The following is a 26866-nucleotide window of genomic DNA, read 5'->3' on the forward strand; positions in this document are numbered from 1 at the left end:
CCACCACCAGCCACGAACCCGACAACCGCCCCCGGGACACATCAGCCAACGGCTTCCACGTCACCCGATAACGCCAACCATCCACCACCGACTGCGTACGGCGTCGGCGGCGCCACGCCGACAGCGCCGGAACGACCTCGCTCAGCGGCTGTTCGCCGTCGAGGTCCAGTTCGAGCGCGGCGGCGAGTTCGGACACGTCCTCGTGCTCGACCGCGTTCCAGAAGGCCCTGTCGGCTGAATCGGTACCATGCGCTGCCAGGGCAGCGGCTTCGTTGGCGGCGGTCCGCGAGTCCATCCAGTAACGCGAGCGCTGGAAGGCGTACGTCGGCAGCTCGACCCGTCGCGCACCGGTACCGGCGAAGAACTGCGCCCAATCCACCTCCGCCCCCCGAACGTGAACGCGAGCGACAGCGGTGAGCAGGGTGCCCGTTTCGCTGCGGCCGGAGCGCAGGGCGGCGGCGAAAGCGGTGTCCTGCGCGTCCACGCCGTCCTGCGGGTGAACGCAGTCCTGCACCATGGCGGTGAGCACCGCGTCCGGGCCGAGCTCCAGGAAGGTGCTGGTGCCGCGCTCCTGAAGGGTGCGTACGCCGTCGAGGAATCGTACGGCTTCGCGCACGTGCCGCACCCAGTACTCGGGACTGGCCAGCTCGCCGGCGCCGGCGGCGCGGCCGGTGAGGAGAGAGACGAGGGGTAGGGTGGGCGTGCCGTACTCCAGGACCTGCGCCACTCGGAGGAATTCCTCCAACATGCCGTCCATGTGCGGCGAGTGGAACGCATGACTGACGACGAGCTGCTTCGTCCTACGGCCCTGCGCGGCAAATCCGGCAGCGATCTCCGCCGCTGCGTCCTCGTCACCCGCGACCACGACCGAGTGCGGGCCGTTGATGGCGGCGATGCTCACTCGCTCCGTAAGCAGCGGAAGAACCTCGTCCTCCGACGCCTGCACCGCGATCATCACGCCACCACCTGGCAGCGCCTGCATCAGGCGACCGCGTGCGGCGACCAGCATGCACGCGTCCTCCAGCGAGAACACGCCCGCCACATGCGCGGCGGCGATCTCACCGATCGAGTGCCCTGCCAGGAAGTCCGGCTTCACACCCCATGACTCGATCAGCCGGAAAAGCGCCACCTCGACCGCGAACAACGCGGGCTGTGTGTAGGCGGTCTGGTGCAGGAGCGCGGCCTGGGGTGTGCCCTCCTCGGCGAACAGCACGTCGAGGAGCGGGAGTTCGAGCTGGTCGTCCAGATACCAGCAAGCGTCGTCGAGGGCGTCGGCGAACACCGGGTAGACGTCGTACAGTTCACGGCCCATGCCGAGGCGCTGGCTGCCCTGCCCGGTGAAGAGGAACGCCAGCTTGCCGGTAGCGGGTGCGCCGTACACGACGGAGGGTGTCTCGGTGCCCTCGGCGAGGGCGTGCAGGGCGCGCAGGAACGCCTCGCGGTCGTCGCCGAGTACGACGGCGCGCTGCTCGAAGACGCCGCGGGTGGTCGCGAGCGAGTGGCCGATGTCGCGGGGTGTGGCGTCAGTGTCCGCCGCAAGGCGGGCGCTGAGTCGGCGGGCTTGGGCGCGAAGGGCTTCGGGGGTCTTGGCGGACAGGGCCAAGGGCAGGAGGGCGGATGCGGTCGCGTCATCCGACACCTGTTCCGACGCCGGCATGGCATCCGGCACCTGTTCCGGTGCGGACATCGCTTCCGCCACGCGTTCCGCTGCGGCTGCGGGGTCGGCCGCTACAGCCGTCCGCGCGTCGGCGCGGTCCTCGGCCGGCGGCTCTTCGATGATGGCGTGCGCGTTGGTGCCGCTCATGCCGAACGAGGAGATTCCGGCGCGGCGCGGGCGGCCCGTCTCCGGCCATTCCACGGCCTGCGTCAGCAGGGAGACCTGACCGGCGTCCCAGTCGACGTGCGGGGTCGGCGCGTCGACGTGCAGGGTCTGCGGGAGCACGCCGTGCCGCATCGCCATGATCATCTTGATGATGCCGCCGACACCGGCGGCTGCCTGCGTGTGGCCGATGTTCGACTTCAGGGAGCCGAGCCACAGTGGGCTGTCCTCGGGCCGGTCCTGACCGTAGGTGGCAAGGAGCGCCCGGGCCTCGATCGGGTCGCCGAGGGTGGTGCCGGTGCCGTGGGCCTCGACGGCGTCGACGTCGGCGGTGGCCAGGCCCGCGTTGGCGAGCGCCTGGCGGATGACGCGCTGCTGGGAGGGGCCGCTGGGGGCGGTGAGGCCGTTGCTGGCGCCGTCCTGGTTGATGGCGGAGCCCCGCACGACGGCGAGCACCGGGTGACCCTTGGCGCGCGCGTCCGACAGGCGCTCGACGAGCAGCATGCCGACGCCCTCGCCCCACGCCGTACCGTCGGCCGCGGCAGCGAACGGCTTGCATCGGCCGTCGGCGGCCAGGCCCCGCTGGCGGCTGAAGGCGATGAACGAGCCGGGGCTGGCCATCACGGCGGCGCCACCGGCGAGCGCAAGGGAGCATTCGCCGGTGCGCAGTGCCTGTACGGCCAGGTGGAGGGCGGCGAGCGAGGAGGAGCAGGCGGTGTCGACGGTGACCGTCGGGCCCTCGAATCCGAAGGTGTAGGCGATGCGGCCGGAGGCGACGCTCGCCGCGTTTCCGGTGACGAGGTAGCCCTCGAATCCGTCGGTGGCGTCCTGGAGTCGGGGGCCGTATTCCTGGGTCTCGGCGCCGACGAATACGCCGACCTGGCCGCCGCGCAGTCGGGCGGGGTCGACGCCGGCCCTGTCGAATGCCTCCCAGGACGTTTCGAGGAGCAGTCGCTGCTGCGGGTCCATGGCGAGTGCTTCGCGCGGTGATATACCGAAGAATGCTGCGTCGAATTGGTCCGCGTCATGCAGGAAGCCGCCCTCGCGGGCGTAGCTGGTTCCGGATCGGTCCGGATCGGGGTGGTACAGCGAGTCGAGGTCCCAGCCTCGGCCGGTGGGGAATTCCGATATGGCGTCGGTGCCGGCTGCGACGAGGTCCCACAGCGATTCGGGGGATTCCACGCCGCCGGGGAAGCGGCAGCCGATGCCGACGATGGCGATGGGTTCGTCGCTGCTGACGGCGGCGGTGACGGGCGCCTCGGCGGCATCGTCCAGGCCGAGGATCACGGTGCGCAGATGGCCGGCGAGGTGGGCGGCGGTGGGGTGGTCGAACGCGAGGGTGACCGGCAGCCGCAGGCCGGTTCCGGCGGTGAGCCGAGCGTGCAGGTCGACGGCGGCGAGCGAGTCGAAGCCCAGTTCCAGGAAGGGGCGGTGGGGGTCGAGGGTGGCGGGGGCGGAGTCCCGCAGCGCGGCGGAGGTCAGCGAGGTGACCCACTCCAGCAGGGCGGTGCGCTGTTCGGGCTCGGTGAGGCCGGTCAGGCGCTGCCGCCACGACGTGGTCACCTCGGGGCTCCCGCCTGGTGTTCCGCTGGTCTCGGAGGCGGCAGCGGCTGTGGCGGCGACACCGGTCTCGGAGGCACCGTCAGCTTCGGCAGCAGCACCGGTTCCAGAGGCGCCGTTGGCTTTGGCTTCGGCAGCGGCTTCGGAGGCGACATTGATTTCGGGCGTGAAATCCTCGGACTGATTCACCATCGCGCGCTCCATTACCCCCGGATAAGATTCCAAGACCAGGGGTCACTCTCGCATGCGTGAGAAGTGGGAGAAACCCCTAACAAGCCCCTATGGACCCCTATCTCAGAGCCCCGGGAAGCACCCCTTGACTGGCGTGCGCGACTACATCAGGATGCGCCGAGAAGGCTGGCAATTGCAAGAATTTCGATGCTATTTCATCCTCTGACTTCCGGCCCGGCAAATGAATGCCTCCCCGAGACGAGCGCGTTCCCGTGCGCGTTCCCGTGCGCGTTCTGTTCGTCTCGGGGGCGCCAACGGCGGGCTGCCTGTGGAGGGACGCGGGCAGGGGCCGTATCCGGAAGTCATGTCCGGATACGGCCCCTGCCGCTTGTCGAGGCAGTCCGGTCGAGATGTCGAGGTGGAGGGGCGGCACGGGGGTCGCCGCCCCTCCACCTCTCGGGGGATCGCCAGTTGGTCTTGGGAGGGTCAGCCGCGGGGGACGCGTTCGATGAACGCCGCGAGCAGCTTGGGCACGGCCTCCTCGGCGAAGGCGAGCCCGTCGCCGACGGAGACATCGCGGACCCTGTAGATGCCGTCGCCCGCGGCGGTGGTCGCGCCGAGGGTGAGCAGTCCGTTGCGGCGCTGGAAGAAGGAGCGGGTGATGTTCCAGCCGATGACTCCGTCGCGCTGGAGGGCGGCCGTGCGGTGCGCGAAGGTGCCTGCGCGCACGACGAGGTAGCGGTCGCGGATGCCGTGGCCGAGCGTGCGGTAGGCGTCGTTGGCGAGGGCGATGACGACGGGCAGTCCGACCAGGGCCGTGATCCAGGCGGAGTGCACCAGGACGGGGCTCAGCCACAGTCCGAGCCCCAGCAGTATCGCCACGATGGGCACGAGGACCATGAGGCCTCGGTTGATGCGGCGGCGCAGGGCGACGCGAGGGTGCGGGACGAGCTCGGTGAGCTCCGTCGGGGACCGGTCCTCGGCGAGGACGTCGGCGGCGACGCGCAGGGCCTCTTCCCGGGGTACGGGCGGGGTCAGACAGCGGCGGCTGCGGTTCTCGTCGCGATTGCCGAGGCCGCCGGCGATGGCGTTCAGCCGAGCCCCGCCCGCCCGGCGCAGCAGCATGGGCTCGTTGACCTCGACGCCGCGCAGTCGGCGCTCCTCCAGGGTGACGGAGCGGGAGACGAGCAGGCCGCGCCGGACCTGGAAGACACCGTCCTGCAGGCGCTCCAGGCGGTAGTTGGCCCAGGCCTCCACGAAGGTGACGGTGGAGACCGTGACTCCCGCGACGACGATGGCCACGATCGCCACGAGGATGCCGAACCACAGGGGTACGGAACCGAACCGGTCCTCGATGTCGTTGACGATGCCGAGTTCGAGCGGGTCGATCTTCATCTCGTGCAGGATGCGGTAGGCGGTGCCGGCGCCGAGAAAGACGCTGCCGACGCCCCAGATGGTGAGCGGGGCGTACCGCAGCCAGGCCCAGTCCATCTCCGCGATCGTGACGTCCTTGTCGGAGCCGCTGGTGATGTCGCTACCACGCCGGTCGAGCAGGAGCCGGCGCAGCTCGCGCGCCTGGTGTCCGGTGATGCCGTCCAGTGAGAGCTTGCGGGTGGACGACGAGCTCTGTTCGCCGGTGCCGATGCGCAGAGAGGTGAGGCCGAAGAGGCGGTGCATCGGCTTGGCGTCGAGGTCGACGCTGCGGATCCGGTCGACGGGGACCGAGCGGCGGCTGCGGAAGAGCAGCCCCGAGCGCAGTTCGATGCGTTCGCCGGTGACGCGGAAGCGGGTGGTGAGCAGCCGCATCGTGCTGATCCCGGTGATCACCAGGAAGGTGATCAGCAGAGAGCCGAGGGAGATGAGCGCCTGGAGGTTCGCGCCGGTCAGGACGAGCGTGACGATGAAGAGCGCGAGCGGTCCGCCCAGCATGCTGAGGTTGACGAGCAGCAGGCGGGCGCTGAGCTTCCGCCACTCGGTGGCCTCGGCGACGCCGCCACGGTGGGAGGTGACGGTGGTCCCCCGCTGCTCGGTGTCGTGGCTCATGTCGCGTCTCCCGGCGTGGCCTGGGTGGACTTGGTGAGGTGCTCGACCACTTCCTGTGCTGTCCGATGGTCGATGCCCTTGATTTTCACGGCGCCGGTGGCGGAGGCGGTGGTGACGGTGATGCCGGAGAGACCGAAGAGCTGCTGAAGGGGGCCGCGAAGGGTGTCCACGGTCTGGATGCGGGACAGCGGAACGACACGCCAGCTCTGCCAGAGCCAGCCGGACGTCGCGTAGACGGCTTCGTCGGTGGTCTCCCAACGGTGCACCCGGTAGCGCCAGACGGGCATGACGGCCATGTAGGCGAGGCCGGGTACGAGCGAGATCAGGAAGGCCCAGCCGAAGAAGGGCCGCGCGGGCGGGATGAAGAGGTACAGCGCTCCGAAGACGAACGGCAGGGGCAGGGCGGACATCGCCGACTGCAGGGTCCACCAGCCGAGAGCCCGGCCTTCGACACGATTTCGGGGAGGCCTGAGCCTCACATCATCCAAGCGCTCCACTGTTCACCCTTGCTTTGAGAGATCACGCACCCGAACCGGAACTGGCGAGGTCAGTGCGCGCTGACGGAGCCCTCCTGGGCCGCGACCGTGCTGCCGGCGGCCGGAGTGTCCTGGTCGCGCAGCCGGCGGCGCTTGTTCAGCAGGACGGCGGTGCGCGTCAGCACCATGGACAGGGCCATGAAGACGAAGGCGTTGGAATAGACGTCCTGGCCGCTGAGTTTGTAGTGGATGCTGAAACGGATGATGCCCTCGCTGAACCAGTGCTCTGAACCGTAGGCGAAGAGCACACGTGAGGCGGACAGCACGCTCCATACGAGCGCGTAGCCGATACCGCCCTTGGTGAAGATCTCACCGGAGGCGTCCAGGTGGGCGGGGAGCAGTGCCGAAGCGATCAGCCCGCAGATGACACCGGCGCCGATGCCGGCGAGCTGGAGCAAGGGGTCGTTGCCGTCGGCCGGCAATGTGTGGACGAAGAGCGCAATGACAATGACGACCGCGGCGATGGAACGCAGCATCCGCATGTTGGTGACGCGACGGGTACCGAGGTCGGTCGACAGAACAATGATCAGGATCGTCCCGCTGGCGATCAGCGCGGTCAAGAACGGGCTCATGGGGTGTGCCTCTTCCAATCCTTCGGCGGTACCTGTCGTTCGGCGGTGCAGTCTCCGTGCCTCTGCACTCGACGCTAGGGCTCGTGCGGGGAACGCGGGGACAACCGACCAGTGGGTTCGGCTGTCAACCGACTGGTGGACACGGTGTACGCCGGCGGACCCGTTGCCGCTTTCGTGCCGAGTCCGGCGAGGGTGATAGGACTTGTCGGGTGAGCACTGAAGCCCGGGCTGGGGACGCGGCCGACGTTCTGGAACCCGCCTCTGAGGCGGGAACCCGATGGTTCGGCTTGTGGGACGCCTTCTTCGCGGTCTCGTACGCCGTCACCACCATGCTGCTGTTCACCTCCGTGGGTGAGCAGGCCGACCGTGCCATCGCGATGGCCGCGCTGACCCTGGCCGTACCCTGGTACGCGGCCCTGGGTCGCAGCGCGATGCTTCAGCAGGGACATGGACACGGCCAGCGCAAGATCGTTTTCTCCATCGGCCTGTTCGTGCTGTTCACGGTTGCCGTGGTCTTCGACCTGGCCGCGTCCTTCGCGCTGTTCGCCGTGGTCCCGATGCTGATGATGAGTCTGGCGACCTCACCGGCCATCGCCGTGGTCATGCTGGCCAATCTGATGCCGGTCATCGTGGTGTGGCTGCGCCGCGGCACCTTGGACCGCGGCATCCTGGCCGTTCTGCCCACCTCGCTCCTCGGCATCACGCTGTCCGTGATGCTCGGGCTGTGGATCACCCGCGTGACCCGGCAGAGCCGGGAACGGGCCGGATTGATCGAGGAGTTGCGCCGGAACCGGGAGCGTGTCGCCCGGCTGTCGCGCGAGGCGGGGGTCTCCGCGGAACGCGAGCGGCTGGCCCGGGAGATCCACGACACCCTCGCCCAGGGACTCACCAGCATCATCAGCCTCGTAGAGGCCGCCGAGGCAGACTTCACGGCGGATCCGGAACTCGCCCGGTCGCATCTGGGGCTGGCGGGGCGCGTGGCCCGCGAGAGCCTGGCGGAGGCCCGCGGGTTCGTCGCCGAGCTCACCCCGCCCGCGCTGCGCGAGTCGTCGCTGGTGCAGGCCGCACGACGGCAGGCCGAGGGCCTGACGGCACAGACCGGCATGCGGGTGGACGTCAGCATCGAGGGCAACGAGCGGGAACTGCCGATGACACTCAACGTGGTGCTGCTGCGCTCCCTCCAGGAGGCCATCGCGAACATCCGCAAGCATGCGGGCAAGGCCCGCACGGCCGAGATCCGGCTGGTGTACTCGGAGGGCGCCGTGCGGCTGCTCGTACGGGACGACGGGCCCGGATTCACCGTCACCGAGGACCAGCAGGGTTTCGGGCTGCGCGGAATGCGGACCCGCGCACAGGAGATCAGCGGGGCGGCGACCGTGGTCAGCCGCCCGGGAGAGGGCACCACCATCGAGGTGACGGTGCCGGTGAACGGAGAGGCAGCCGATGAGCGCTGACACTGCTATCAGCGTCCTGCTGGTCGACGACCATCCAGTGGTACGTGAGGGTCTGAGTTCGATGCTGCAGTCCGCCGACGGCATCAGCGTCGTCGGACAGGCCGGCTCGGGCGAGGAGGCGATCGCGATGGTCGCCCGGCTGACCCCCGACATCGTGCTGCTCGACCTGCGGATGGGCGGTATGGACGGGGTGGACACCACCGGCCACATCCTGCGCGCCTCCCCCGCCACCAAGGTCGTGATCGTGACGACGTACGAGAGCGACACCGACATTCTGCGGGCCGTGGAGGCAGGCGCGGCGGGCTATCTGCTCAAGGGCAGCTCCCGCGACGACCTGATGCACGCGGTGCGAGCGGCGGCACGCGGCGAAACGGTCCTGACCCCCTCGCTCGCCCCCAAGCTCTTCCGGGCCCGGGTGGTGGAACCGCCGGCGTTGTCGGACCGCGAACGCGAAGTGCTGCAGCTGGTCAGCCTGGGCCTGACCAACGCGGACATCGGCCGCCGCCTCTTCATCAGCGAGGCGACGGTGAAGACGCATCTGCTGCGCACGTTCAAGAAGTTGTCCGTCTCGGATCGCACGGCCGCGGTGATCACGGCCTTGGAGCGCGGCCTGCTGTCGTGAGACGCTCGGTCGCGGATGTGCTCGCTCTCAGGCGATGCCCGGAAGGCTGACGTCCGAGAGCCGTGCGGGCAGATCGCGGCGCCGCTTGACCTTCAACTTGCGGTATATACGCGTCAGATGCTGCTCGACCGTCGACACGGTGACGTACAGCTTCGTTGCTATCTCACGGTTGGTGTGGCCGCGCGCCGCCAGCAATGCCACCCGCGCCTCGGCCTCCGACAGGACCTCGACTTCCTTGGGCGGCTCCGCCTCCCGGCCGCTCTGGGCACCCACCTCGCCGTCGCTCTGGCCGGGCATGAACTGCCGGCACAGTGGTTCTGCGCCGCAGGACTTGGCTACGTGCCAGGCCTTGCGGACGAGCATCCGGGCCCGGTTGATGTCGCCGAGAGCGCGGTAGCTGCTGCCCAACTCTCCAAGGGCCAGGGCAAGTTGAAGCCGGTCCTGCCCCTCTTCCAAGGTCTCCACGGCCTCGCTGAGCCGCTTGAGCCGGTACTTGAAGTTGCCGCTGGTGCGGGCGAGCAGGAGCAGCAGGGAGCCGCGGGGACGGCTGCCCGGTGGCCCCGCCTCGCACTGCTCCTGCTGCTCGACGTACTCGCGGGCGCGTGCGGTGTTGCCGAGAGCCAGCCATGCCTCGGCGGCGTCGAGCCGCCACGGCACGAACTCCACGGCGTCCATGCCCCAGGCCTCCATCAGCTCGCCGCAGGTCAGGAAGTCGCGCAAGGCGGCATGGTGGCGCCCGGTCGCCAGATGGCAACGGCCCCGGGCCTTGAGGTAGTGCAGACCCGAGAGGGTGGCGAACATGGCCTCGGGTACGGGCTGTTCGAGCAGACTCATGGCCTCCTCGTGGTTGCCCATGTGAACCTCGGCCTCGACGAGGATGGCCAGCGGCAGCGCAATGCCCACACCCCAACTCTGCGAGGAGATCCGGGACAGGGCTTGCCGAGCCTGGGCGGCCGCGCCGGGCAGGTCGCCGCGGCGTAGCGCGATCTCGGCCCGTACCGCGCCGAGGGCGGCGTGCCAGGTCGGGGCGTTGCGTGCGGAGCACTCGCCGAGCAGCCGATCACACCAGTCGAGCGCCAGGTCGAGGCGCCCGGCATAGACGACGGCCATCAGGGCGAAGACGAGCGGCTGGAGAGTGCGGTCGCTGAGGTGGTAGCACTGGAGTACCCGGGTGGCTTCGGAGACGGCGGCTTCCGTCTGCCCTCCGCGCAGGGCGGTCCTGACGGCGTCGGCGGCCTGGACGTAGGCGCTGTCGGGCTTGTCGTACGGTACGGCCGCGAGCGCTGCGGGCTGCGTCCCCGGCGTGTCTGACAACGCTGTCCTGGGCGGCTCCACGGCCTCGAACAGGGCGCTGAGCGGCGGGCTGACCATCGTGAGCCAGCTCTGGGCGGCGGCGAGGGTGCTCGGGTCGTACGGGTGGGGGCCGGCGGTCCGCAGCTGACGTAGCGTCTCGCCCGCTCCCTGGGCCTGCCCCATCCACACCAGCGCCGAGACAGCCTGGACGAGATCGCGGTCGCAGAGCTGGCCGGCGGCGAGCTCGCGGGACAGCTGCCGCAGATGACTCTCCGCCGCGGCCGGGCTGCTGCGCCACACGATGCGCACCAGCCGGGACTTGAGGGCGGCGCGCCGGGGCCCCTTGGGGCAGGAGGCGACGGCCAGTTCACCGCATCGCAGGGCGAGTTCGTGTTCGTCCTCGACGAGGGCGTACTCGGTCGCCTCCTGGAGAACGGGGATCGCCCAGTCCTCGACGTTCTTGCGGGCGGCAAGGAGGTGACGGGCCACGTCCAGCGCGGCAGCCCCCTCTTGGTGCAGCAGCTTCGCGGCCCGCAGGTGCAGGGCGGACAGCGCAGCGGGCGGGGCGGCCTCCAGGACGGCGGTGCGGGCCGCGGGGGTACGGAAGGCACCTTTGTGCAGAACCGCGCACCGGCCAAGGTCCTGGAGGGCCTGTTGGATGGCTTTGACATGCAGGTCGACGATACGGCTGAGCTGGTCGGCGGAGCACGCGTCGCCGAGTACGGCAACGCCCCGGGCGACGGTCAGCATCTCGGGGTCGCCGCGGTGCAGGCAGTCGAGCACCGCCTGTTCGAAGGTCTCGGCGGGGGCGAGCCGTTGGAACGACTCACTGTCCCGGAGAGCCGTGAGACTGTCCTCCAGCAGCGCCCGGAGCAGCAGCGGGTTGCCGCCGGTGGTCTCCTGGCACTCGACGGACAGCCGATGCGCCGTCGACGCCGAGACGTGGTCGCCGAGGACGCTCGCAGTGCCGCTCTCGGTGAGCAGGGGAAGCCGGATCGTGGTGCAGTTGGGCTGGCGCAGCAGTTCGGCGTGGAAGGCGAGCTGCGCAGGCCGCAGCCGGACGGCTTCGGTGAGCACGATCAGCACGCGTGCCTGCCGCACCCGGCGGGCGAGGCACAGCAGGAAGTGGAGGGATAGTTCGTCGCCATGGTGGACGTCGTCGACGGCGATGACGATGGTCCTGTTGCGGGCGATCCGCAGCAGCGCGGCGCAGACGTGGGGCATGACGCGCTTGCCTGCTTCGACCGCACTTTCGGCGTCGGTTGTCTCGGCCGAGACGCGGTCCAGCAGTTCGGAGGCGTAGGCGTTGACCTCGGGCGAAATGAGCGCGGCACTGTCGAGGATCCTGCGCAGAATGCCGAAGGGAAGATAGCGCTCCGCTCGGGAGCCGGCGGCTTCGAGGACCAGCGCACCGGCGGAGATGGCCTCATCGGTGAAACTTTCCAGCAGGCTCGTTTTCCCGCTGGCGACGGCCCCGTTGATGACGGCGACACGTCCCCGGCCACGCAGTGCGCTGCCGAACAGTTCATTCAGCGTGTCCAGCTGCTTCTCGCGCTCGATCAGCCTTGCCGCCACAGACTTCCCTTCCCCCACACTGCACAACTTCCGGAGACTTCACGACGGGCCGGCCGACACTCGAGGAAGGCGCCGTCGCACCGTGTGTCCTGCGTGTGCACCGTGTGCACCGCCCGGCCGCCATCGCGGCCTGCCCCGTGTGATCGTCCGTCGGGCAGCCGTTGGTCATTCGGCTTCCCGGCCTCCGCCTGTGGCGGAGGCTGGCACGGGGCGTACCGGGGTTTCCCGGCTCCTCCACAGCGCTCTGCTCAGTCCTTGCGAGCCGCTGCGGCGAGTACTTCGGAGACGATCTTCATGATGCGCTCCTGATGATTCGCCAAGAAAAAGTGGCCACCAGGGAAACAATGAATGTCGAACCCACCGGTGGTGTGCCCTTCCCAGGCATCCGCTTCTTCCCGGCTGGTTCTCGGGTCGGCATCACCGGTCAGCACCGTGACAGGGGTCCGCACGATGTCTTCCTGCGCCGCGCGGTAGTTCTCGATCGCGGTGTAGTCGCTGCGAATGGCAGGCAGCACCATACGAAGAATTTCCTCGTCGCCGAGAATCCTCGAATCAGTGCCACTGAGTTCACGCATTTCCGCCACGATGCCGTCGTCGTCACGCAGATGCACCGTCTCACGGCGGAAGCTCGAGGGCGAGCGCCGCCCGGAGGCGAAGATCCGCACCGGCGTGATGCCGTGGTCGCGCTCCAGCCTGCGGGTCACCTCGAAGGCCAGAATCGCACCCATACTGTGGCCGAAGAATGCCAGTGGCCGATCCAGCCACGGCACGAGTTCTCTGGTCAGCGTATCGGCGTAGACGCCGATGTCGGTGATCCCGGGCTCCTCTCTGCGGTCCTGTCTGCCGGGGTACTGCACCGACAGAACGTCCACTGCCGGAGCCAGCGACTGGGACATGGGGAAATAGAAGGGGGCCGAGCCGCCGGCGTGCGGGAGACAGACCAGCCGGATCGGACTTTCGCCCGAAGGGTGGTAGCGGCGAACCCAGCGGCCAGTGTTCTGCTTCTCAATCACGGACTGAAACTCCCTGTTCGAGTCCCAGATACAGGCGCAGGCGTTCGACGGCGCGAACACATTGGTACATACGTTTCACGAGGCCATGTCTAGCAGAGCAGCCAAAGTCGGGAGTACCCCTACTCGACACCCCTACGCTGGCCGGAACACCCCTGCCCGCGCCCCTGAACTGGCGTGATAGCCCGTCACATAGGGCACCGCCCGGGCCCGGCGCGGAGCGGCCGGGGCACAGTTCCGCCGACCTCTGCCGGTTGCTCCGGATCGGTTCCCGACATCAGCGACTTCTGGCTGGATGGCTTGAAGTGGTTCGTCTCCCACTCCCCGCGAGGCGCCGCCTTTTTGCGTTTGCTTTACGGATGCGGCCTCCAGCGGCAGGCGATCGCACCCGCGATGTGACCCAGCCCACACAAGAGCCATGCCGACTGGTCGGTATGCTTCCGGTAACTCAGCAACTGGAGGCTCGATGTCTGCGATCAATCGCCAGATCCGCCTGGCAGCCCGCCCCGTGGGTGAGGTCACAGCAGATGACTGGGAGCACGCGTCAGCGCCTGTCGCCGAACCGGGAGACGGCTGTTTCGCCGGGCGGACGCGCTTCATCTCACTCGATCCCGCAATGCGTGGATGGCTCGACGACCGCCCCTCCTACCTGCCACCCGTGGGCATCGGCGAGGTCATGCGCGCGGGATCGGTGATCGAGGTGACGACCTCCAACCATCCCGCGTTTCAGCCCGGCGACCATGTCGTCGGCACGTTCGGCGTCCAGGAGCACGTCGTCTCCGACGGCAAGGGCGCCGTGAAGGTCGACCCGTCACTCGCCCCGCTCCCGACCTTCCTGGGCGCACTGGGCATGCCGGGCATGACCGCCTACTTCGGACTGCTCGACGTCGGCGCCCTCAAAGAGGGTGACACCGTCGTGGTCTCCGGCGCCGCCGGTGCGGTCGGTACCTTGGTGGGCCAGATCGCCAAGGTGAAGGGCTGCCGCGTGGTGGGCATCGCCGGCGGCCCGGAGAAGTGCGCCCTGCTGACCGACGAACTCGGCTTCGACGCGGCGATCGACTACCGCTCCGGCGATCTGAAGGGCGCGCTGCGTGACCAGACGCCCGACGGCATCGATGTCTACTTCGACAATGTCGGAGGAGAGATTCTCGACCTGGCCCTCACCCGGCTCGCGATGCACGCACGCGTCGTGGTCTGCGGTGCGATCAGCCAGTACAACAACGCGACACCGGTCCAGGGCCCGTCCAACTACCTGTCGCTGCTCGTACGGCGGGCACGGATGGAGGGCTTCGTGGTCTTCGACTACGCCAAGCGCTTCACGCAGGCCACGCAGGACATCGCCGGCTGGATCGGCGACGGCCGGATCAAGGTCAAGGAGCATGTGGTGAAGGGCACGGTGGACGACTTCCCCGCGACACTGCAGATGCTCTTCCGCGGTGAGAACGTCGGCAAGCTCGTTCTGGAGCTGGCGTGAGCACCGTACCGCCGCCGCTTCAGGGCAAGGTCGCGATCGTCACCGGTGGCGCGAGTGGCCTGGGGCGTGCCACCGCGCTGGCGCTGGCACAGGCCGGTGCCGAGGTCGTCGTCGCGGACCTCGACGCGGCGGGAGGCCGGGAAGTGGCCGAGCTCGTCGGCGGCAGCTTCCACGCCTGCGACGTCTCCGACCTGGAGGCCAACCGGGCGCTGGTGGACCGCGTGGTGGAGCACTGCGGCGGTGTCGACATCGCCTTCCTCAACGCGGGCGTGACGACGGGCTGCGGTGTCGGCGACGACTTCGACGTGGCGCGCTACCGCCGGGCGATGGGCGCCAACCTCGACGGAGTGGTCTTCGGCGTGCACGCGGTCCTGCCCGCTCTGCGGGCCCGCGGCGGCGGGGTGATCGTGGCGACCTCCTCACTGGCCGGCCTGGCTGCGGCTCCCCTCGACCCGGTCTACGCGGCCAACAAGCACGCGGTGGTGGGACTCGCACGCTCGCTGGGGCCGGCTCTCGCGGGGGAGGGAATCCGCGTGAACGCGATCTGTCCGGGGTTCGCCGAGTCGCGGATCATCGACCCGCTGCGCGACATGCTCTCCGACGAGGGGGTGCCCGTGATCCCGGCGGAGGTGGTGGCGGACGCGGTGGTGCGGATCGTCACCGGCGACGGCGCCGGAGAGTGCTGGTTCGTGCAGGCAGGCCGCGAGCCGGAGCCCTTCCGGTTCCGGAACGTACCCCGGGCGCTACCGGCTCCGGCGATCTGAAGAGTGTGCCGACGCACGCCCGGCCGGATGGGCGAGGGACTCCATCACGGCCGGTGCGCGCGAGCGCGATCGGCACCGGCCCGCGTCGCCTGCCGCACGAGACCGGCTCCCTGCAGCGGCGCGACGGCTCGGTGGGCGCCCGGCCGGCTGCTGGGCAGTGCTCAATCGATGACGGCGTTGGTCACGGTCGCGTCCGCCGGCGCCCGTACCGCGTTCAGCACGACGGCCGCCACCGACTCCGGCCGCAGGAAGTGGTCCGGGCAGTACTCGTGGCCCGCTCGTTCGGCTGCCTTGCGTTGCAGCTCGGTGTCGGTCGGGCCCGGGTGGATCGAGGTCACCCGGACTCCGTTGGCCTTCTCTTCGGCCTGCAGGGCGTCCGCGAACGCTCGCAACGCGTACTTGCTGGCGGTGTAGGGACCGCGGTTCGACTTGATCCGGAGTCCGGATCCCGCATTGATCAGGACCACATGTCCTCGGCGCCGGCGAAGTGACGGCAGGAGCAGCCGGGTGAGTTCGGCGGCCGAGAAGAGGTTGACCGCGAAGATTCGCTGCCACACGTCCAGTGAGGCATCGGCGATCGCGCCGGGCTCGGCGACGGCGGCATTGTGTACGAGCACGTCGAGGCGATCGATGTCGGCGGTGGCCCGGGCGAGTCCGCCGGGGTGTGCCAGATCGGCCACCCATGGACGGGCCCTGCCCGGCAGGTTGTGGGCGAGCCTCTCGAGTGACCGGACGTCGCGGCCGCCGAGGAGCACATCGTGTGTGGGCGCGAGTGCGCGGGCGATGGCTTCCCCGATGCCCCGGGAAGCTCCTGTCACGAGTGCGCGTGGTCGTGTGGTTGTCATGACGCAGTACCTCGCAGAACGGGCCGGAACGTGACCGGCAGGCTGGTCAGTCCTCGCATGAACCGGCTGTGTCCCCAGGTCAGTTCGGAGGGATCGACAGCGAGCGCCAGCTCGTCGCAGCGCTCCAGGAGGGCGCGCAGCGCGATCATGCCTTCCGCCTTGCCGAGCGGCGCGCCCAGGCAGTGGTGGATCCCGTGCCCGAACGCGAGGTGTCCTCGACTGTCACGGAGGATGTCGAACCGGTCGGGATCGGCGAAGCGATCCGGGTCCCGGTTACCGGCGCCGTAGGACAGCAGTACGGCTTCTCCGCCTCCGGGCACGGTGACCTCTCCGATCTGCATTTCGCAGGTCGTGAACCGCAGTACGGGCGCCATTTTGATGGGGCCGTTGTAGCGCAGGATCTCCTCGATCGCCTGCCCCATGAGATACGGCCGGCTGCGGAGCAGCTCCAACTGCTCGGGGTGTTCCAGCATCGCCAGCACTCCGCTGCCGATGAGATTCGCGGTCGTCTCGAAACCGGCCACCAGGAGGAGGAAGGACATGCTGATCACCTCGTCCTCCTCGTGATCGGTCTCGAGCAGCCGTCCCAGCAGGTCGTCGGAACCGTCGCGGGAATCCTTCTTCGCCTTCAGCAGCCCGGTGAGGTAATCGCGCATCTCGGCGGCGGCCTCCGGCATACGGCGCTGGTCGCCCTCGCTCATCTCCACGTAGACGCCGGCCAGCCGCGCAAAGGTGTCGCGCCCCTCGGCAGGCACGCCCAGTACCTCCGAAATCACCGTGAGCGGCAGACGCTTGGCGAAGTCGGTGATCACATCGAAGCGCCCCAGCGGAAGCAATGGGGAAATGAGTTCGTGGGTGATCTCCTGGATGCGTGGACACAGCGCATCGATGCGGCCCGGTGTGAACTCACCCGCCACCAGCGCACGAAGTCTGGTGTGGTCCGGGGGGTCGCAGCGGAGCATGTTGCGCGTGACGGTGTAGGTTTCGCCGGCGAATACCCATGGAACGGACTGCACGGTTCTGTTGCAGCGCCGAGGATCACTGCTCAACCGTGGATCTCTGCTCAGGGTTCGGATGTCCTCATGGCGCGTGACGAGCCATACGGGAGCGCCTGCGAACACCACGCGTCGTACGGGGCCTTCGGCCCGCAGCTGCGCCAGCAGCCCGTACGGTGCTTCGACGTAGCGTTTCTGTGCCATGAGATCGGTGACACCGCCGGCAGCCGTCTCGTCGGGCGGCCTGCGGCAAGAGGCGTCGTTGTCGGCCTGTTCGGCAGTCACGGGTCCTCCCTGTACCGCGGAGTCGCTTGTGTCCTTTGGACTCGTGCATGAGCAGGCAGCGCCAGGCGCACCGGCAACGCGTCGCAATGGGGGTTCGACGGGTCGGCCGTACACGGAGTCCACGCGCCCCATGAGTGGTAGATGCTGCGGTTCCGACGCTCCAGGTAGCAAATGAGATTGACCGGCCACCCGGTGTTGACGAAGACGTATTTGTCCATCCGCGTCGGGTGTTCGCTCAGCGGCGACCCGCTGCCGCCCGGTGAGTCGATGTTGTGCCAGTCGGGGTGAAGGTGAATCGACCCGAGAATGTCAAGCCCATCCAGCTCGGCGTCCCGCATGATACGGAGCAGGTCGATGGAATCGCACCAGTATCCGCGATGGGGGTTCTCGTAGGCCGCTCCGAAGCAGGGAATGATGGATTCCGAGAACTCTCCCAGGGCCGCACTGTCGGTGGCCCGGACGTTGCGACCGAATTCGACACGCTCGACGCGTGCGCTGTCGCCACGCATGCAGCCGACCAGCACGCCGAAGCACGCGTAGGGGAAGCCGGGCCTGATCTCTTCGTAGATGCGAAGCGCGGCGTCGAGGAAGGCGGAGCAAGCGGCGCTTTCCAGGAAGACGTGCACGTTGTCCGCGCGTTCATCGGGGCCGCTGCCGTTCATCACCATGAGCACTCCGGTCGTACGACAGGAACAGAGGTGAACCCGCGCAGCCGCCCGAAGCGCTGAACCGGTGGCCGGGCAGGCGCGAGATCCGGAAGGCGCTGCCGCAGCCGCCGCAGCACCATCGACATCTCCAGGTACACCAGTTCGGCGCCAAGACAGTAGTGAGCGCCTCCGCCGAAGCTCAGGTGACGTGCGCCGTCGCGCCCCGGCCGGAATTCGTCCGGCCGGGAGAACACGCCGGGATCCCGGTTGGCGGCACCCAGCACCGGCCAGACCTGCGACCCCGCGGGTATCGACACACCGCTGAGGACCACCGTCTTCGTGGGGATCCGGGGGGCGGGGGTGAACTGTACGGGCGCGTCGTAGCGGAGCACCTCGTCGACGAACATCCGGGCGCCGGCAGGGCCGTCCAGGAAGACCGCCCTCTCGGGGTGGCGCATCATCAGGACGATCCCCGTCTCGATCCCCGCAGCGATCTGCGGGTACCCGGCGACCATGAGTCCCGTGACAATGCTGACCAGTTCGTCATGGGGCAGGGCCTCAGGACAGTCGGTGTGGGCACGGACGAGTTCGGACATCAGATCATCGCCGGGCGCACGGCGCCGGCGGACCACTTCCGCCTGGAGGTAGTCGGTGAGCTGCCGCATCGCCGCGGCGCCACCGCTGTCCTGTCCGGGGAGCGGCCCGGAGGTGGGAAAGATGTCCGCGACGAGCGCCGACACGACGTCCCGATCCCCCTGCGGCAGTCCCAGCAAATGCATGATCGTGTCGCGCGGGATGGTCTCGGCGAGTGCGGTCATGTCGGCGACGCCGTTGCGGAGGGTCTCCACCACTGGCTCGATCAGCTGGTCGCAGAGCCTGCTGAACCACGGCTGCCGGCACCTCACATGCTCGACGAATCGCCGGGCCACCGCGGTACGCATCCTGGTGTGCCGGGGTGGGTTCTGTGAGCTCATGACACGCGCCAGAACGGGCGCCGGATGATGCCGTGTCCCACCGGAAGCCCTGCGAGCGCCCGGCGCGAGAAAACACTCGCGTTCGGTCAGGACACGCTGACAGTCCGTGTAGCGGGTCAGCAGGTACGAGCCGGTCCGGCACCTGTACACGGGTGCGGTCTCACGCAACCGCTCATAGACGGGATACGGGTCCCTTGAGTGAACATCCACAAGGGCGTCGGTGGAGCCGATGGTTCCCATGGCGTCACCCCTCGCCGTGACGGTGGTGGCGGGCCGGCCAGCCCCGTGTCCGTGGGACGGAGGCCCTCTTCCGGGGTGCAGCGGAGATCTCTTTTCAGCGCACCACCATTGACCACTCCAATCGGGTGACGTGCTACTCGGACCCCAGCCGGATTACTCCGAACGGGTGAGTCGCGCGGTGTGCAACCCCTGGGTTGCACCTGAGGGGTGCCGAACAAGCCGCACTTCGTGATTGCTGCCGGGAGGGAAACTCCGATTGCCGGCGCGGCGCCCGGTGATGAGATGCTGCGCTGCGCCGCCCCGCACGAAGTGAGGAACCCCAGCCGCGCGGGGGCGCTCGACACACGCCCGTCCCCGAGAAGAGAGATGGCCCATGTCCCGGCGCGTACCCGACCTCGATGAACTCGACCGCAAGATCGTCGCGATGCTCGTGGCCGACGCGCGGGCCGGCCTGCGGGAGATCGGGAAGGCGATCGGCCTCTCGGCGCCCGCCGTGAAGCGCCGGGTGGACAGGCTGCGGGAGCAGGAAACAAAGGAGATCCGCGAGTAGCCCCCGAAGTCCATCTTCTTCCGGCGCGCTCCCGGCCGCCCCGGACCGGCCGGCTCCTGCTCCGTCACGCAGGCGCGGCGGTGTGTGCCTTGGCGATGAGCATGTCGAGGAGCGAGAGCAGGGCGTTCCGGACGTCCTCACGGGAGCGGGCGTCGAGCATGAGGATGGGCGTGTTCGGGTCGCGCAGATGCAGCGCCGCCCTGATCTCCTCGGCCGTGTACGGCTGCTCGCCGTTGAAGCAGTTCGCGCCGACCACGAACGGAAGCCCGCGGTTCTCGAAGAAGTCGACGGCCGCGAAGCTGCGGTCCAGGCGTCGGGTGTCGACCAGCACGATCGCGCCGAGGGCCCCGTTCAGGAGGTCGTCCCACATGAACCAGAAGCGCTCCTGGCCCGGTGTACCGAACAGGTAGAGAACGACTCCGGCGTCGGTGAGGGTGATACGCCCGAAGTCCATCGCGACGGTGGTCACCGTCTTGGACTCGATGCCGTCGAGGTCGTCGACGCCGACACCCGCGGCCGTCAGCCGTTCCTCCGTACGCAGCGGCTCGATCTCGGAGACCGCCTCGACCAGCGTCGTCTTGCCGACGCCGAATCCCCCGGCGATCAGGATCTTGACGGGGGCCGCTTCCTGGGCAGGGGAGTCATATCCGGGCAAGGCTGTCCCTGATTCTCATGAGCAGGTGGACATTGGTGGTCTCGGCCTCCGCCAGGGGCGGCCGGTGGTGGATCAGCCCGCGGTCCGCGAGTTCGCCGAGAAGGACCGTCATCGGAGTGAGGCGCATGTGCATCCGGGCCGCGATCTCGGCGACCGCCCGCCCGTCCGGCGCCGGGCACATGGCGAGGATGGCCTGCCACTCGGTGGGCAGACCACCGTGGCTGTCCGCGGCGACCGCCGCCGTGATCGTGGTGTCCATGGTCAGGACAGCGTGCGGGGCGGCTGTACGGCCATCGGTCAGTGCGTACAGCCGCGTCCGGCGACGGCCTCGGCGCTGCGGATCGTCCGGCATTACGACGTGGGCGCCTGGGTGCGCTCAGGGGTGCCCAGCCACTCACCGAGCGCCTGCGCGGTCCGCACCGCCTCGCCGCCCAGCTCCCCGAGCCGTGCCTTGCGCGAGGTCACGACGATCAGCGTGCTGCCCTCCCCGCATCCGACGATGCAGAGATACCTGTCGTCCATCTCGACCAGCTGGCGGATCACCCGGCCACCGCCGACCTCCCGGGATATCGCCTTCATCGTGGCCGCGATTCCGGAGGACGCCGCGGCGATGCGCTCCGCCTGGGGCCGTTCCAGCAGGTAGGCGCTGAGCTTGATCCCGTCGTTGGACAGGAGCACGGCTCCTTGGATGCCGGCGATCCTGCTCAGGTTGTTGTCCAGGATGCTGAAGATCATGTCGTTCGGTGCCGTCGTCATGGCTGGTCCTGTCGGAGCTCTTGTTCCACTGTCTGGGTTCCGTGTTCGTAGTCCGCCCATGCGTCGGCCACCTCTTCAGGTGTCGCCTCGCTCTGACCGGCCACTGGTTCCGGTGCGCGTGGCGCGCGGAGTTGCTCGGCGATGTGGGTCTGCGGGACGCGCTCGGGCAGGGGCGGCCGGGAGTCGCCGTCCGGTGCCACGGGCCGGATCGGGAGCGCGCTCGCCTGCGACCGCTCATGTGTCCGACGGCTCGGCAGCCCGGACCGCGAATGCAGGACCAGCTCGGGCTTGCGTTCTTCGTTGCGCAGCGGTGCGGGGACGGGCGGCGCCGACTCGTGCGGCTGTTCGTGCTCGGTCGGCACGAGCAGTTCCTTGGGGATGATCACTACCGCCGACGTCCCGCCGTACACCGACCTGCGCAGCATGACCCTGGCCCGGAGCTGCTCGGCGAGGTGGCCGACCACGAAGAGACCCAGCCGGTGCGCGTTCTCCGCCAGTACGGCGTACGGCGGGGCCGAGTGCAGCCGTCCGTTCATCTCCTCGTAGCTCGCCGGGGTCACGCGCGGACCACGGTCCTCGATCTCGAGCGACAGCCCGTCCGCCACCAGCTCGGCCCGGATGACGACCTTCGACCTCGGCGGGGAGAACCGGGTGGCGTTGTCCAGCAGCTCTGCCAGGAGATGGCTGATCTGGCTGATCACGCGCGGTGCCACACTGATCTCGTCCAGGGCCTGCCGCTCGATCCGCCGGAAGTCCTCGACTTCCGCGGCAGCCTCGCGCAGCAGGTCGGCGACGCGCATGGGCTCGGTGTGCGGGTCAGGGATCTCACCGCCCGCCAGGATGAGCAGGTTCTCGACCTGCCGCCGCATGCCCACCGTCAGCTGGTCGGATCGCATCAACTGGGTGAGGAGCGCCGTGTCGTGGCCGAAGGAGTCCTGGAGGTCCTCGGTGAGGCTCAACTGGCGGCTGACCAGGTTCCCGGTACGTGAGGCGATGCCCGCGGCAAACAGACCGAAACCATGACGTTCGTCCGCGAGCTGCCTGTGCCCGTCGACGGACACGGCGACGACCCGGGCGAACGCGTCCCTGATCCGTCCCACCTCGTCCTGAGCACCGGTCGTCCTGGGCAGTGTGTCGGCATCGACGGGCTCACCACGCTGCAGCCGGGCCACGACATCCGGCAGCGTCTCCTCGGCGATGGTCATCGTGCGCTCGTACAGACCGCGCAGGCGGCGGAACACGGTGCGCGTGGTGAACACGACGACACCTGCGACGACCAGCAGTGCCCCGCCGCTTCCCGCGACCAGCCAGGCGACCTCCGCCTCGAGCTCTGCCGCCTTGGCGTCGGCCCGTGCGAGCAGCGCGCGCGCCCGGTCGGCGTTGAGCGTGCCCCACTGCGCCGCCCACTTCTCATGCGCGACCCGCCAGCCGTTGACCTCCCTGGGGAGCTTCACACGCGTGCCGATGTCCCCGTGCTCGGACACGACCGCGCGCTCGATGCGGCTCTTGGTCTGCCACTCCTCCGAGCCGTTGATCTGCGCGTAGAGCTCGCCATCCGCATCGGACAGATACGGCACGATCCATATGTCGTACAGGTAGCGCTGGGCTCCGACGGCGTTGACGAAGTCGGTGAACCGGGAGCTGGTCAGCTCCCTGGACGGTCCGGCCTGCGCGAGGATCGTGTCCTCCTGCGCCAGGATCTCCGACGCCGAGAACATGGCGACGACCACGCGGCTCTCCTGGGCGAGCGCGCCGTCCTCGAGGTGGCTGAACTCGTCCTGGTAGAAGCGGATCATCTGGCTGATCATGCCGGTGTAGAAGGCGATCGTACTGTCGGCGCTGCCACTGCGGGCGTCCGCGCGCTCCCGGTAGGTCCCCAGGTCGTCGAGGCCCTCCGTCACCTCCAGGAGGCGACGGTCCGCCTGCTCCGATCCAGCCGTGGCGGTCGCGGACGAGCGGCGGAATTCGGCCGCGGCGAGGTCCGTTGCCGTGCGCCGGTGCCGCAGGTCCTTCTCGGACACGGAAGAGCGCGCCCACCGTGCGGCCGTCGCCGACCGCTCGGCCTGCATCTCGGTCATGAGCTTGTACAGGGGGACGCCGATCCGTTCACCGGTCGCCACATCGCGACGCAAGTGCTCCGACTGTTCAAGCAACCGGTCCGCCGTCACGACAACTTGGACACCCATCGCCACGGTGGGGACCACCGCCAGCCAAATGAGCAAGGTACGCAGGCGCACGGTACGCCGTCGACGAATTCCCGATGGGTCTCGGGGGCCTTCGGGTTCTATGGGAGACATCAGTCCTCGAGGGCGGGGAGAGCGGGGACAGGCCGACAGCACGGCCCGGCGCAAGCCCGGGACGGGAGGGGAACGGCTGGTCCTGCTTCGGTGGAACGTGAGGGATGCAGATCATAACCAGCCACGCCGAGAAAATGAGAGGTTGCCGGAGTGATCCATGCGTGGTATGGGCGTCCGATAGTGCCGAAAACCGGGGGTTTGTACAGGAGTTCAGTTGATACCGCCTCGAAACGGCCCGGCGCCTGTGTCCGAGCCGCAGCATCTACGGGCCACCGCACAGGGCTCGTTGAACGTGGAGTTGATGGTGCCCGTCAGGCCGAGCCGTCCAGTGACGGCGGCGAGTGCGGACAGGACGGTGAAGGTTTCGGGCCGCCCCGCACCACCCCATGCCATCACATCCAAGTCGTGGATCCGGCCGCCGTGTTCGCGACGTCGCAGTCCCCCCGCGAGGCACAGAACGTGGTGGCGCTCAGCAAGACCGGCGCGACGTGGCACGATCTGTCAGGTGACCAGCAGACCCACCACGGCGCAGCGGCTGGGCGACCTCGCGCGGCTGCGGCGCGTCCGCGACCGGATCGACCGGGAGTACGCGCAGCCGCTGGACGTCGAGGCGCTCGCCCGCGGCGCGAACATGTCGGCCGGCCACCTCGGCCGCCAGTTCCGGCTCGCCTACGGTGAGTCGCCGTACGGCTACCTGATGACGCGGCGCATCGAGCGCGCGATGGCGCTGCTGCGCCGCGGCGACCTCAGCGTCACCGAGGTCTGCTTCGCGGTCGGCTGCTCGTCGCTGGGCACCTTCAGCACCCGCTTCACCGAGCTGGTCGGCATGCCGCCCAGCGTCTATCGGCGCCAGGCGGCGGACGCGACGGCGGGGATCCCGTCCTGCGTGGCGAAAGTGGTGACCCGACCGATCAGGAATCGAGAAGCACCGCATCCCGAGCCGTAGCTAGCGTGATCGCCATGGACATCACCATCCACGCGAGCTTCCTCCCGCACGACGCCCCGGACGCATCTCTGGCCTTCTACCCGTAGGCCGGCGAGCCCGAGGCCGGCCAGGAGCCGACCCGAGCAGCCGTACGGCGTGGCGACTGCGCTTCCGCGATCCCGCGGGCGACCTGATCCACATCCGAGAGCTGCGCTGAGCCGTCCGGCGATCGCGCTGAAGGCCACGCCGACGAAGGACAACCAGACGTTACGCTCGAAGCTCGTCGGATCGAGCCGGGCGACGCCGACGGAGCCGACTGAGGCCGCGAAGGCGGCCCCGCCCAACAGATGGAGACACGATGAGCAAGGCCACGAGGACGGACACCCCGTCGCCTGCGCTGCACGCTGCCGACAGCCACGATCTGATCCGCGTGCACGGCGCGCGCGAGAACAATCTCAAGGACGTCAGCGTCGAGATCCCCAAGCGACGGCTGACGGTGTTCACCGGCGTGTCCGGCTCGGGCAAAAGCTCGCTGGTCTTCGACACGATCGCCGCGGAGTCGCAGCGGCTGATCAACGAGACCTACAGCGCCTTCGTACAGGGCTTCATGCCGACGCTGGCCCGGCCCGAGGTCGACGTGCTCGACGGCCTCACGACCGCGATCAGCGTCGACCAGCAGCGGATGGGCGGCGACCCCCGCTCCACGGTCGGCACCGCCACCGACGCCAACGCGATGCTGCGCATCCTGTTCAGCCGGCTCGGCGACCCGCACATCGGCCCGCCCAGCGCGTACTCCTTCAACACGGCCACGGTCAGGGCGAGCGGTGCGATCACGGTGGAGCGCGGTGCCAGGACCAAGGCCGAGAAGGCGACCTTCACCCGCACCGGCGGCATGTGCACGCGCTGCGAAGGCCGGGGCAAGGTCTCCGACATCGACCTCACCCAGCTCTACGACGACTCCAAGTCGATCGCCGAGGGCGCTTTCACCATCCCCGGCTGGAAGTCGGACAACGTGTGGACCGTGGGGATCTACGCCGAGTCGGGCTTCCTCGACCCGAACAAGCCGATCCGCAGGTTCACCAAGAAGGAGATGCACGACTTCCTCTACCGTGAGCCGACCAAGGTGAAGGTCAACGGCGTCAACCTCACCTACGAGGGGCTGATCCCGAAGATCCAGAAGTCTTTCCTGTCCAAGGACAAGGAGGCGATGCAGCCGCACATCCGGGCGTTCGTGGAGAGGGCGGTCACCTTCACCAGCTGCCCCGAGTGCGACGGCACCCGGCTCAGCGAGGGGGCCCGGTCGTCGAAGATCAAGGGGATCAGCATCGCCGACGCGTGCGCGATGGAGATCCGGGACCTGGCCGAGTGGGTCCGCGGGCTCAAGGACACCTCGGTGACGCCGCTGCTCACCGCGCTGCAGGGCACCCTCGACTCGTTCACGGAGATCGGCCTCGGCTACCTCTCGCTCGACCGGCCGGCGGGCACGCTCTCCGGCGGTGAGGCACAGCGCGTCAAGATGATCCGCCACCTCGGCTCCTCGCTCACCGACGTCACCTACGTCTTCGACGAGCCCACCATCGGCCTGCACCCGCACGACATCCAGCGGATGAACAACCTGCTGCTGCGCCTGCGGGACAAGGGCAACACGGTGCTCGTCGTGGAGCACAAGCCGGAGGCGATCGCGATCGCCGACCATGTCGTGGACCTCGGCCCGGGCGCCGGTACGGAGGGCGGCACCGTCTGCTTCGAGGGCACCGTCGAGGGGCTGCGGGCGAGCGACACCGTCACCGGCCGCCATCTCGACGACCGGGCCACCCTCAAGGAGACGGTGCGCACGCCCGCCGGCTCGCTGGAGATCCGCGGCGCGACGGCGAACAACCTGCATGGCGTCGACGTCGACATCCCGCTCGGCGTGCTCTGCGTGGTCACCGGCGTCGCCGGCTCCGGCAAGAGCTCGCTCGTGCACGGGTCCGTCCCCGCCGAAGAGGGTGTGGTCTCGGTCGACCAGAGCGCGATCCGCGGCTCCAGGCGGAGCAATCCGGCCACGTACACCGGACTGCTCGACCCGATCCGCAAGGCGTTCGCCAAGGCCAACGGCGTGAAGCCGGCACTGTTCAGCGCAAACTCCGAGGGCGCCTGCCCGACGTGCAACGGCGCCGGCGTGATCTACACCGACCTGGCGATGATGGCCGGCGTCGCCACGACCTGCGAGGACTGCGAGGGGAAGCGGTTCCAGCCCTCGGTGCTGGAGTACCACCTCGGCGGCCGCGACATCAGCGAGGTGCTCGCGATGTCGGTGACCGAGGCCGAGGAGTTCTTCGGCACCGGCGATGCGCACACACCGGCCGCACACAAGATCCTCGGCCGGCTCACCGACGTCGGACTCGGCTACCTCAGCCTCGGCCAGCCGCTCACCACACTGTCCGGCGGCGAACGGCAGCGGCTCAAGCTGGCCACCCACATGGCCGACAAGGGCGGGGTCTACGTCCTCGACGAGCCGACCACCGGACTCCACCTCGCCGATGTCGAGCAACTGCTCGGCCTGCTCGACCGGCTCGTCGACTCCGGCAAGACGGTCATCGTCATCGAGCACCACCAGGCGGTCATGGCGCACGCCGACTGGATCATCGACCTCGGCCCCGGCGCCGGCCACGACGGCGGCCGGATCGTCTTCGAGGGCACACCCGCCGACCTCGTCGCCGCCCGCTCCACCCTCACCGCCGAGCACCTCGCGGACTACGTCGGCGTCTGACCGAGGCCTTCGTGGACACCCGTGGGACGAGTCGTCTCATCTGTTGCGACTC

20 protein-coding genes and 2 pseudogenes are annotated in these 26866 nt (G+C 69.0%); 7 read left to right on the plus strand and 15 right to left on the minus strand.

Going from position 1 to position 26866, the window contains the following annotated elements; genetic code table 11:
- The 4 genes from ACZ6ZQ_RS05885 to ACZ6ZQ_RS05900 form a co-directional block, all read right to left on the minus strand.
- Positions 1-3571 (minus strand): type I polyketide synthase (locus ACZ6ZQ_RS05885; protein WP_469767335.1); only part of this gene is annotated, 3571 nt, incomplete at its 3' end.
- Between the two features lie 465 nt (positions 3572-4036).
- The gene (locus ACZ6ZQ_RS05890; RefSeq protein WP_469767336.1) at positions 4037-5593 is read right to left on the minus strand and encodes a PH domain-containing protein; all 1557 of its coding nucleotides are present in this window, start codon (positions 5591-5593) and stop codon (positions 4037-4039) included.
- Positions 5590-6090 (minus strand): PH domain-containing protein, encoded by a 501-nt coding sequence (locus ACZ6ZQ_RS05895; protein ID WP_469767337.1) that lies wholly within the window; start codon positions 6088-6090, stop codon positions 5590-5592. Before ACZ6ZQ_RS05895 ends, ACZ6ZQ_RS05890 begins: the two co-directional genes overlap by 4 nt.
- 50 nt (positions 6091-6140) lie before the next feature.
- Complete coding sequence (locus ACZ6ZQ_RS05900) at positions 6141-6701, minus strand: hypothetical protein (protein WP_469767338.1); 561 nt, start codon at positions 6699-6701, stop codon at positions 6141-6143.
- A 209-nt stretch (positions 6702-6910) separates the two neighbouring features.
- On the opposite strand from ACZ6ZQ_RS05900, the gene ACZ6ZQ_RS05905 reads away from it, so the two are divergent.
- A complete protein-coding gene (locus tag ACZ6ZQ_RS05905; RefSeq protein WP_469767339.1) occupies positions 6911-8155 on the plus strand; it encodes a sensor histidine kinase in 1245 nt (414 codons plus the stop codon).
- Positions 8145-8777 (plus strand): response regulator, encoded by a 633-nt coding sequence (locus ACZ6ZQ_RS05910; protein WP_469767340.1) that lies wholly within the window; start codon positions 8145-8147, stop codon positions 8775-8777. The genes ACZ6ZQ_RS05905 and ACZ6ZQ_RS05910 overlap by 11 nt, the downstream gene beginning before the upstream one ends.
- A 27-nt stretch (positions 8778-8804) precedes the next feature.
- On the opposite strand, the gene ACZ6ZQ_RS05915 is transcribed toward ACZ6ZQ_RS05910, so the two are convergent.
- Together ACZ6ZQ_RS05915 and ACZ6ZQ_RS05920 are read right to left on the minus strand one after the other, a co-directional pair.
- Positions 8805-11645 (minus strand): helix-turn-helix transcriptional regulator, encoded by a 2841-nt coding sequence (locus tag ACZ6ZQ_RS05915; RefSeq protein ID WP_469767341.1) that lies wholly within the window; start codon positions 11643-11645, stop codon positions 8805-8807.
- Positions 11646-11893: 248 nt separating this feature from the next.
- Positions 11894-12658 carry a thioesterase II family protein gene (locus tag ACZ6ZQ_RS05920; protein WP_469767342.1) on the minus strand — a complete coding sequence of 255 codons (765 nt, stop codon included), beginning with the start codon at positions 12656-12658 and terminating at the stop codon, positions 11894-11896.
- 463 nt (positions 12659-13121) lie between these two features.
- Here ACZ6ZQ_RS05920 and ACZ6ZQ_RS05925 point away from each other — a divergent pair, with 463 nt between their 5' ends.
- Positions 13122-14129 (plus strand): NADP-dependent oxidoreductase, encoded by a 1008-nt coding sequence (locus ACZ6ZQ_RS05925; protein ID WP_469767343.1) that lies wholly within the window; start codon positions 13122-13124, stop codon positions 14127-14129.
- The gene (locus tag ACZ6ZQ_RS05930; protein ID WP_469767344.1) at positions 14126-14893 is read left to right on the plus strand and encodes an SDR family NAD(P)-dependent oxidoreductase; all 768 of its coding nucleotides are present in this window, start codon (positions 14126-14128) and stop codon (positions 14891-14893) included. Before ACZ6ZQ_RS05925 ends, ACZ6ZQ_RS05930 begins: the two co-directional genes overlap by 4 nt.
- A 161-nt stretch (positions 14894-15054) precedes the next feature.
- Here the strand turns inward: ACZ6ZQ_RS05930 and ACZ6ZQ_RS05935 are convergent, their stop codons facing one another.
- From ACZ6ZQ_RS05935 to ACZ6ZQ_RS05950, 4 genes are read right to left on the minus strand one after another with little or no spacing between them, the layout of a single operon-like run.
- A complete protein-coding gene (locus ACZ6ZQ_RS05935; protein WP_469767345.1) occupies positions 15055-15738 on the minus strand; it encodes an SDR family oxidoreductase in 684 nt (227 codons plus the stop codon).
- Positions 15735-17018, minus strand: coding sequence for a cytochrome P450 family protein (locus ACZ6ZQ_RS05940; protein ID WP_469767346.1), 1284 nt, complete (start codon positions 17016-17018; stop codon positions 15735-15737). Before ACZ6ZQ_RS05940 ends, ACZ6ZQ_RS05935 begins: the two co-directional genes overlap by 4 nt.
- The gene (locus tag ACZ6ZQ_RS05945) at positions 17015-17686 is read right to left on the minus strand and encodes a hypothetical protein (protein ID WP_469767347.1); all 672 of its coding nucleotides are present in this window, start codon (positions 17684-17686) and stop codon (positions 17015-17017) included. The genes ACZ6ZQ_RS05940 and ACZ6ZQ_RS05945 overlap by 4 nt, the downstream gene beginning before the upstream one ends.
- Positions 17680-18639, minus strand: a complete 960-nt coding sequence (locus tag ACZ6ZQ_RS05950; RefSeq protein WP_469767348.1) for a cytochrome P450 — start codon at positions 18637-18639, stop codon at positions 17680-17682. Before ACZ6ZQ_RS05950 ends, ACZ6ZQ_RS05945 begins: the two co-directional genes overlap by 7 nt.
- A gap of 613 nt (positions 18640-19252) precedes the next feature.
- On the opposite strand from ACZ6ZQ_RS05950, the pseudogene ACZ6ZQ_RS05955 reads away from it, so the two are divergent.
- Positions 19253-19402 (plus strand): annotated as a pseudogene (locus ACZ6ZQ_RS05955) (AsnC family transcriptional regulator); the annotation flags it as partial.
- A 91-nt stretch (positions 19403-19493) separates the two neighbouring features.
- On the opposite strand, the gene ACZ6ZQ_RS05960 reads toward ACZ6ZQ_RS05955, so the two are convergent.
- The 5 genes and pseudogenes from ACZ6ZQ_RS05960 to ACZ6ZQ_RS05980 all read right to left on the minus strand — a co-directional run.
- Positions 19494-20084, minus strand: coding sequence for a GTP-binding protein (locus ACZ6ZQ_RS05960; RefSeq protein ID WP_469767349.1), 591 nt, complete (start codon positions 20082-20084; stop codon positions 19494-19496).
- The gene (locus tag ACZ6ZQ_RS05965) at positions 20071-20436 is read right to left on the minus strand and encodes a DUF742 domain-containing protein (protein WP_469767350.1); all 366 of its coding nucleotides are present in this window, start codon (positions 20434-20436) and stop codon (positions 20071-20073) included. The genes ACZ6ZQ_RS05960 and ACZ6ZQ_RS05965 overlap by 14 nt, the downstream gene beginning before the upstream one ends.
- A complete protein-coding gene (locus ACZ6ZQ_RS05970) occupies positions 20436-20840 on the minus strand; it encodes a roadblock/LC7 domain-containing protein (protein WP_469767351.1) in 405 nt (134 codons plus the stop codon). The genes ACZ6ZQ_RS05965 and ACZ6ZQ_RS05970 overlap by 1 nt, the downstream gene beginning before the upstream one ends.
- Positions 20837-22960, minus strand: a complete 2124-nt coding sequence (locus tag ACZ6ZQ_RS05975; protein WP_469767352.1) for a sensor histidine kinase — start codon at positions 22958-22960, stop codon at positions 20837-20839. The genes ACZ6ZQ_RS05970 and ACZ6ZQ_RS05975 overlap by 4 nt, the downstream gene beginning before the upstream one ends.
- Positions 22961-23383: 423 nt before the next feature.
- Positions 23384-23593, minus strand: a pseudogene (locus ACZ6ZQ_RS05980) (F420-dependent methylene-tetrahydromethanopterin reductase); the annotation flags it as partial.
- A gap of 49 nt (positions 23594-23642) precedes the next feature.
- Between ACZ6ZQ_RS05980 and ACZ6ZQ_RS05985 the strand changes: the two are divergent.
- The gene (locus ACZ6ZQ_RS05985; protein ID WP_469767353.1) at positions 23643-24083 is read left to right on the plus strand and encodes a helix-turn-helix transcriptional regulator; all 441 of its coding nucleotides are present in this window, start codon (positions 23643-23645) and stop codon (positions 24081-24083) included.
- A 337-nt stretch (positions 24084-24420) separates the two neighbouring features.
- Complete coding sequence (locus ACZ6ZQ_RS05990) at positions 24421-26814, plus strand: ATP-binding cassette domain-containing protein (RefSeq protein WP_469767354.1); 2394 nt, start codon at positions 24421-24423, stop codon at positions 26812-26814.
- The last annotated feature ends 52 nt before the right edge of the window (positions 26815-26866 follow it).

Source organism: Streptomyces sp. NPDC053673, assembly GCF_055585225.1.

Bases quoted from the DNA above. Each gene is read 5' to 3' on its own strand.
- ACZ6ZQ_RS05925 (WP_469767343.1), top strand. From the start codon at position 13,122: ATGTCTGCGATCAATCGCCAGATCCGCCTGGCAGCCCGCCCCGTGGGT.
- ACZ6ZQ_RS05990 (WP_469767354.1), top strand. From the start codon at position 24,421: ATGAGCAAGGCCACGAGGACGGACACCCCGTCGCCTGCGCTGCACGCT.
- ACZ6ZQ_RS05950 (WP_469767348.1), bottom strand. From the start codon at position 18,639: ATGAGCTCACAGAACCCACCCCGGCACACCAGGATGCGTACCGCGGTG.
- ACZ6ZQ_RS05910 (WP_469767340.1), top strand. From the start codon at position 8,145: ATGAGCGCTGACACTGCTATCAGCGTCCTGCTGGTCGACGACCATCCA.
- ACZ6ZQ_RS05965 (WP_469767350.1), bottom strand. From the start codon at position 20,436: ATGCCGGACGATCCGCAGCGCCGAGGCCGTCGCCGGACGCGGCTGTAC.
- ACZ6ZQ_RS05935 (WP_469767345.1), bottom strand. From the start codon at position 15,738: ATGACAACCACACGACCACGCGCACTCGTGACAGGAGCTTCCCGGGGC.
- ACZ6ZQ_RS05890 (WP_469767336.1), bottom strand. From the start codon at position 5,593: ATGAGCCACGACACCGAGCAGCGGGGGACCACCGTCACCTCCCACCGT.
- ACZ6ZQ_RS05970 (WP_469767351.1), bottom strand. From the start codon at position 20,840: ATGACGACGGCACCGAACGACATGATCTTCAGCATCCTGGACAACAAC.
- ACZ6ZQ_RS05900 (WP_469767338.1), bottom strand. From the start codon at position 6,701: ATGAGCCCGTTCTTGACCGCGCTGATCGCCAGCGGGACGATCCTGATC.
- ACZ6ZQ_RS05945 (WP_469767347.1), bottom strand. From the start codon at position 17,686: ATGGTGATGAACGGCAGCGGCCCCGATGAACGCGCGGACAACGTGCAC.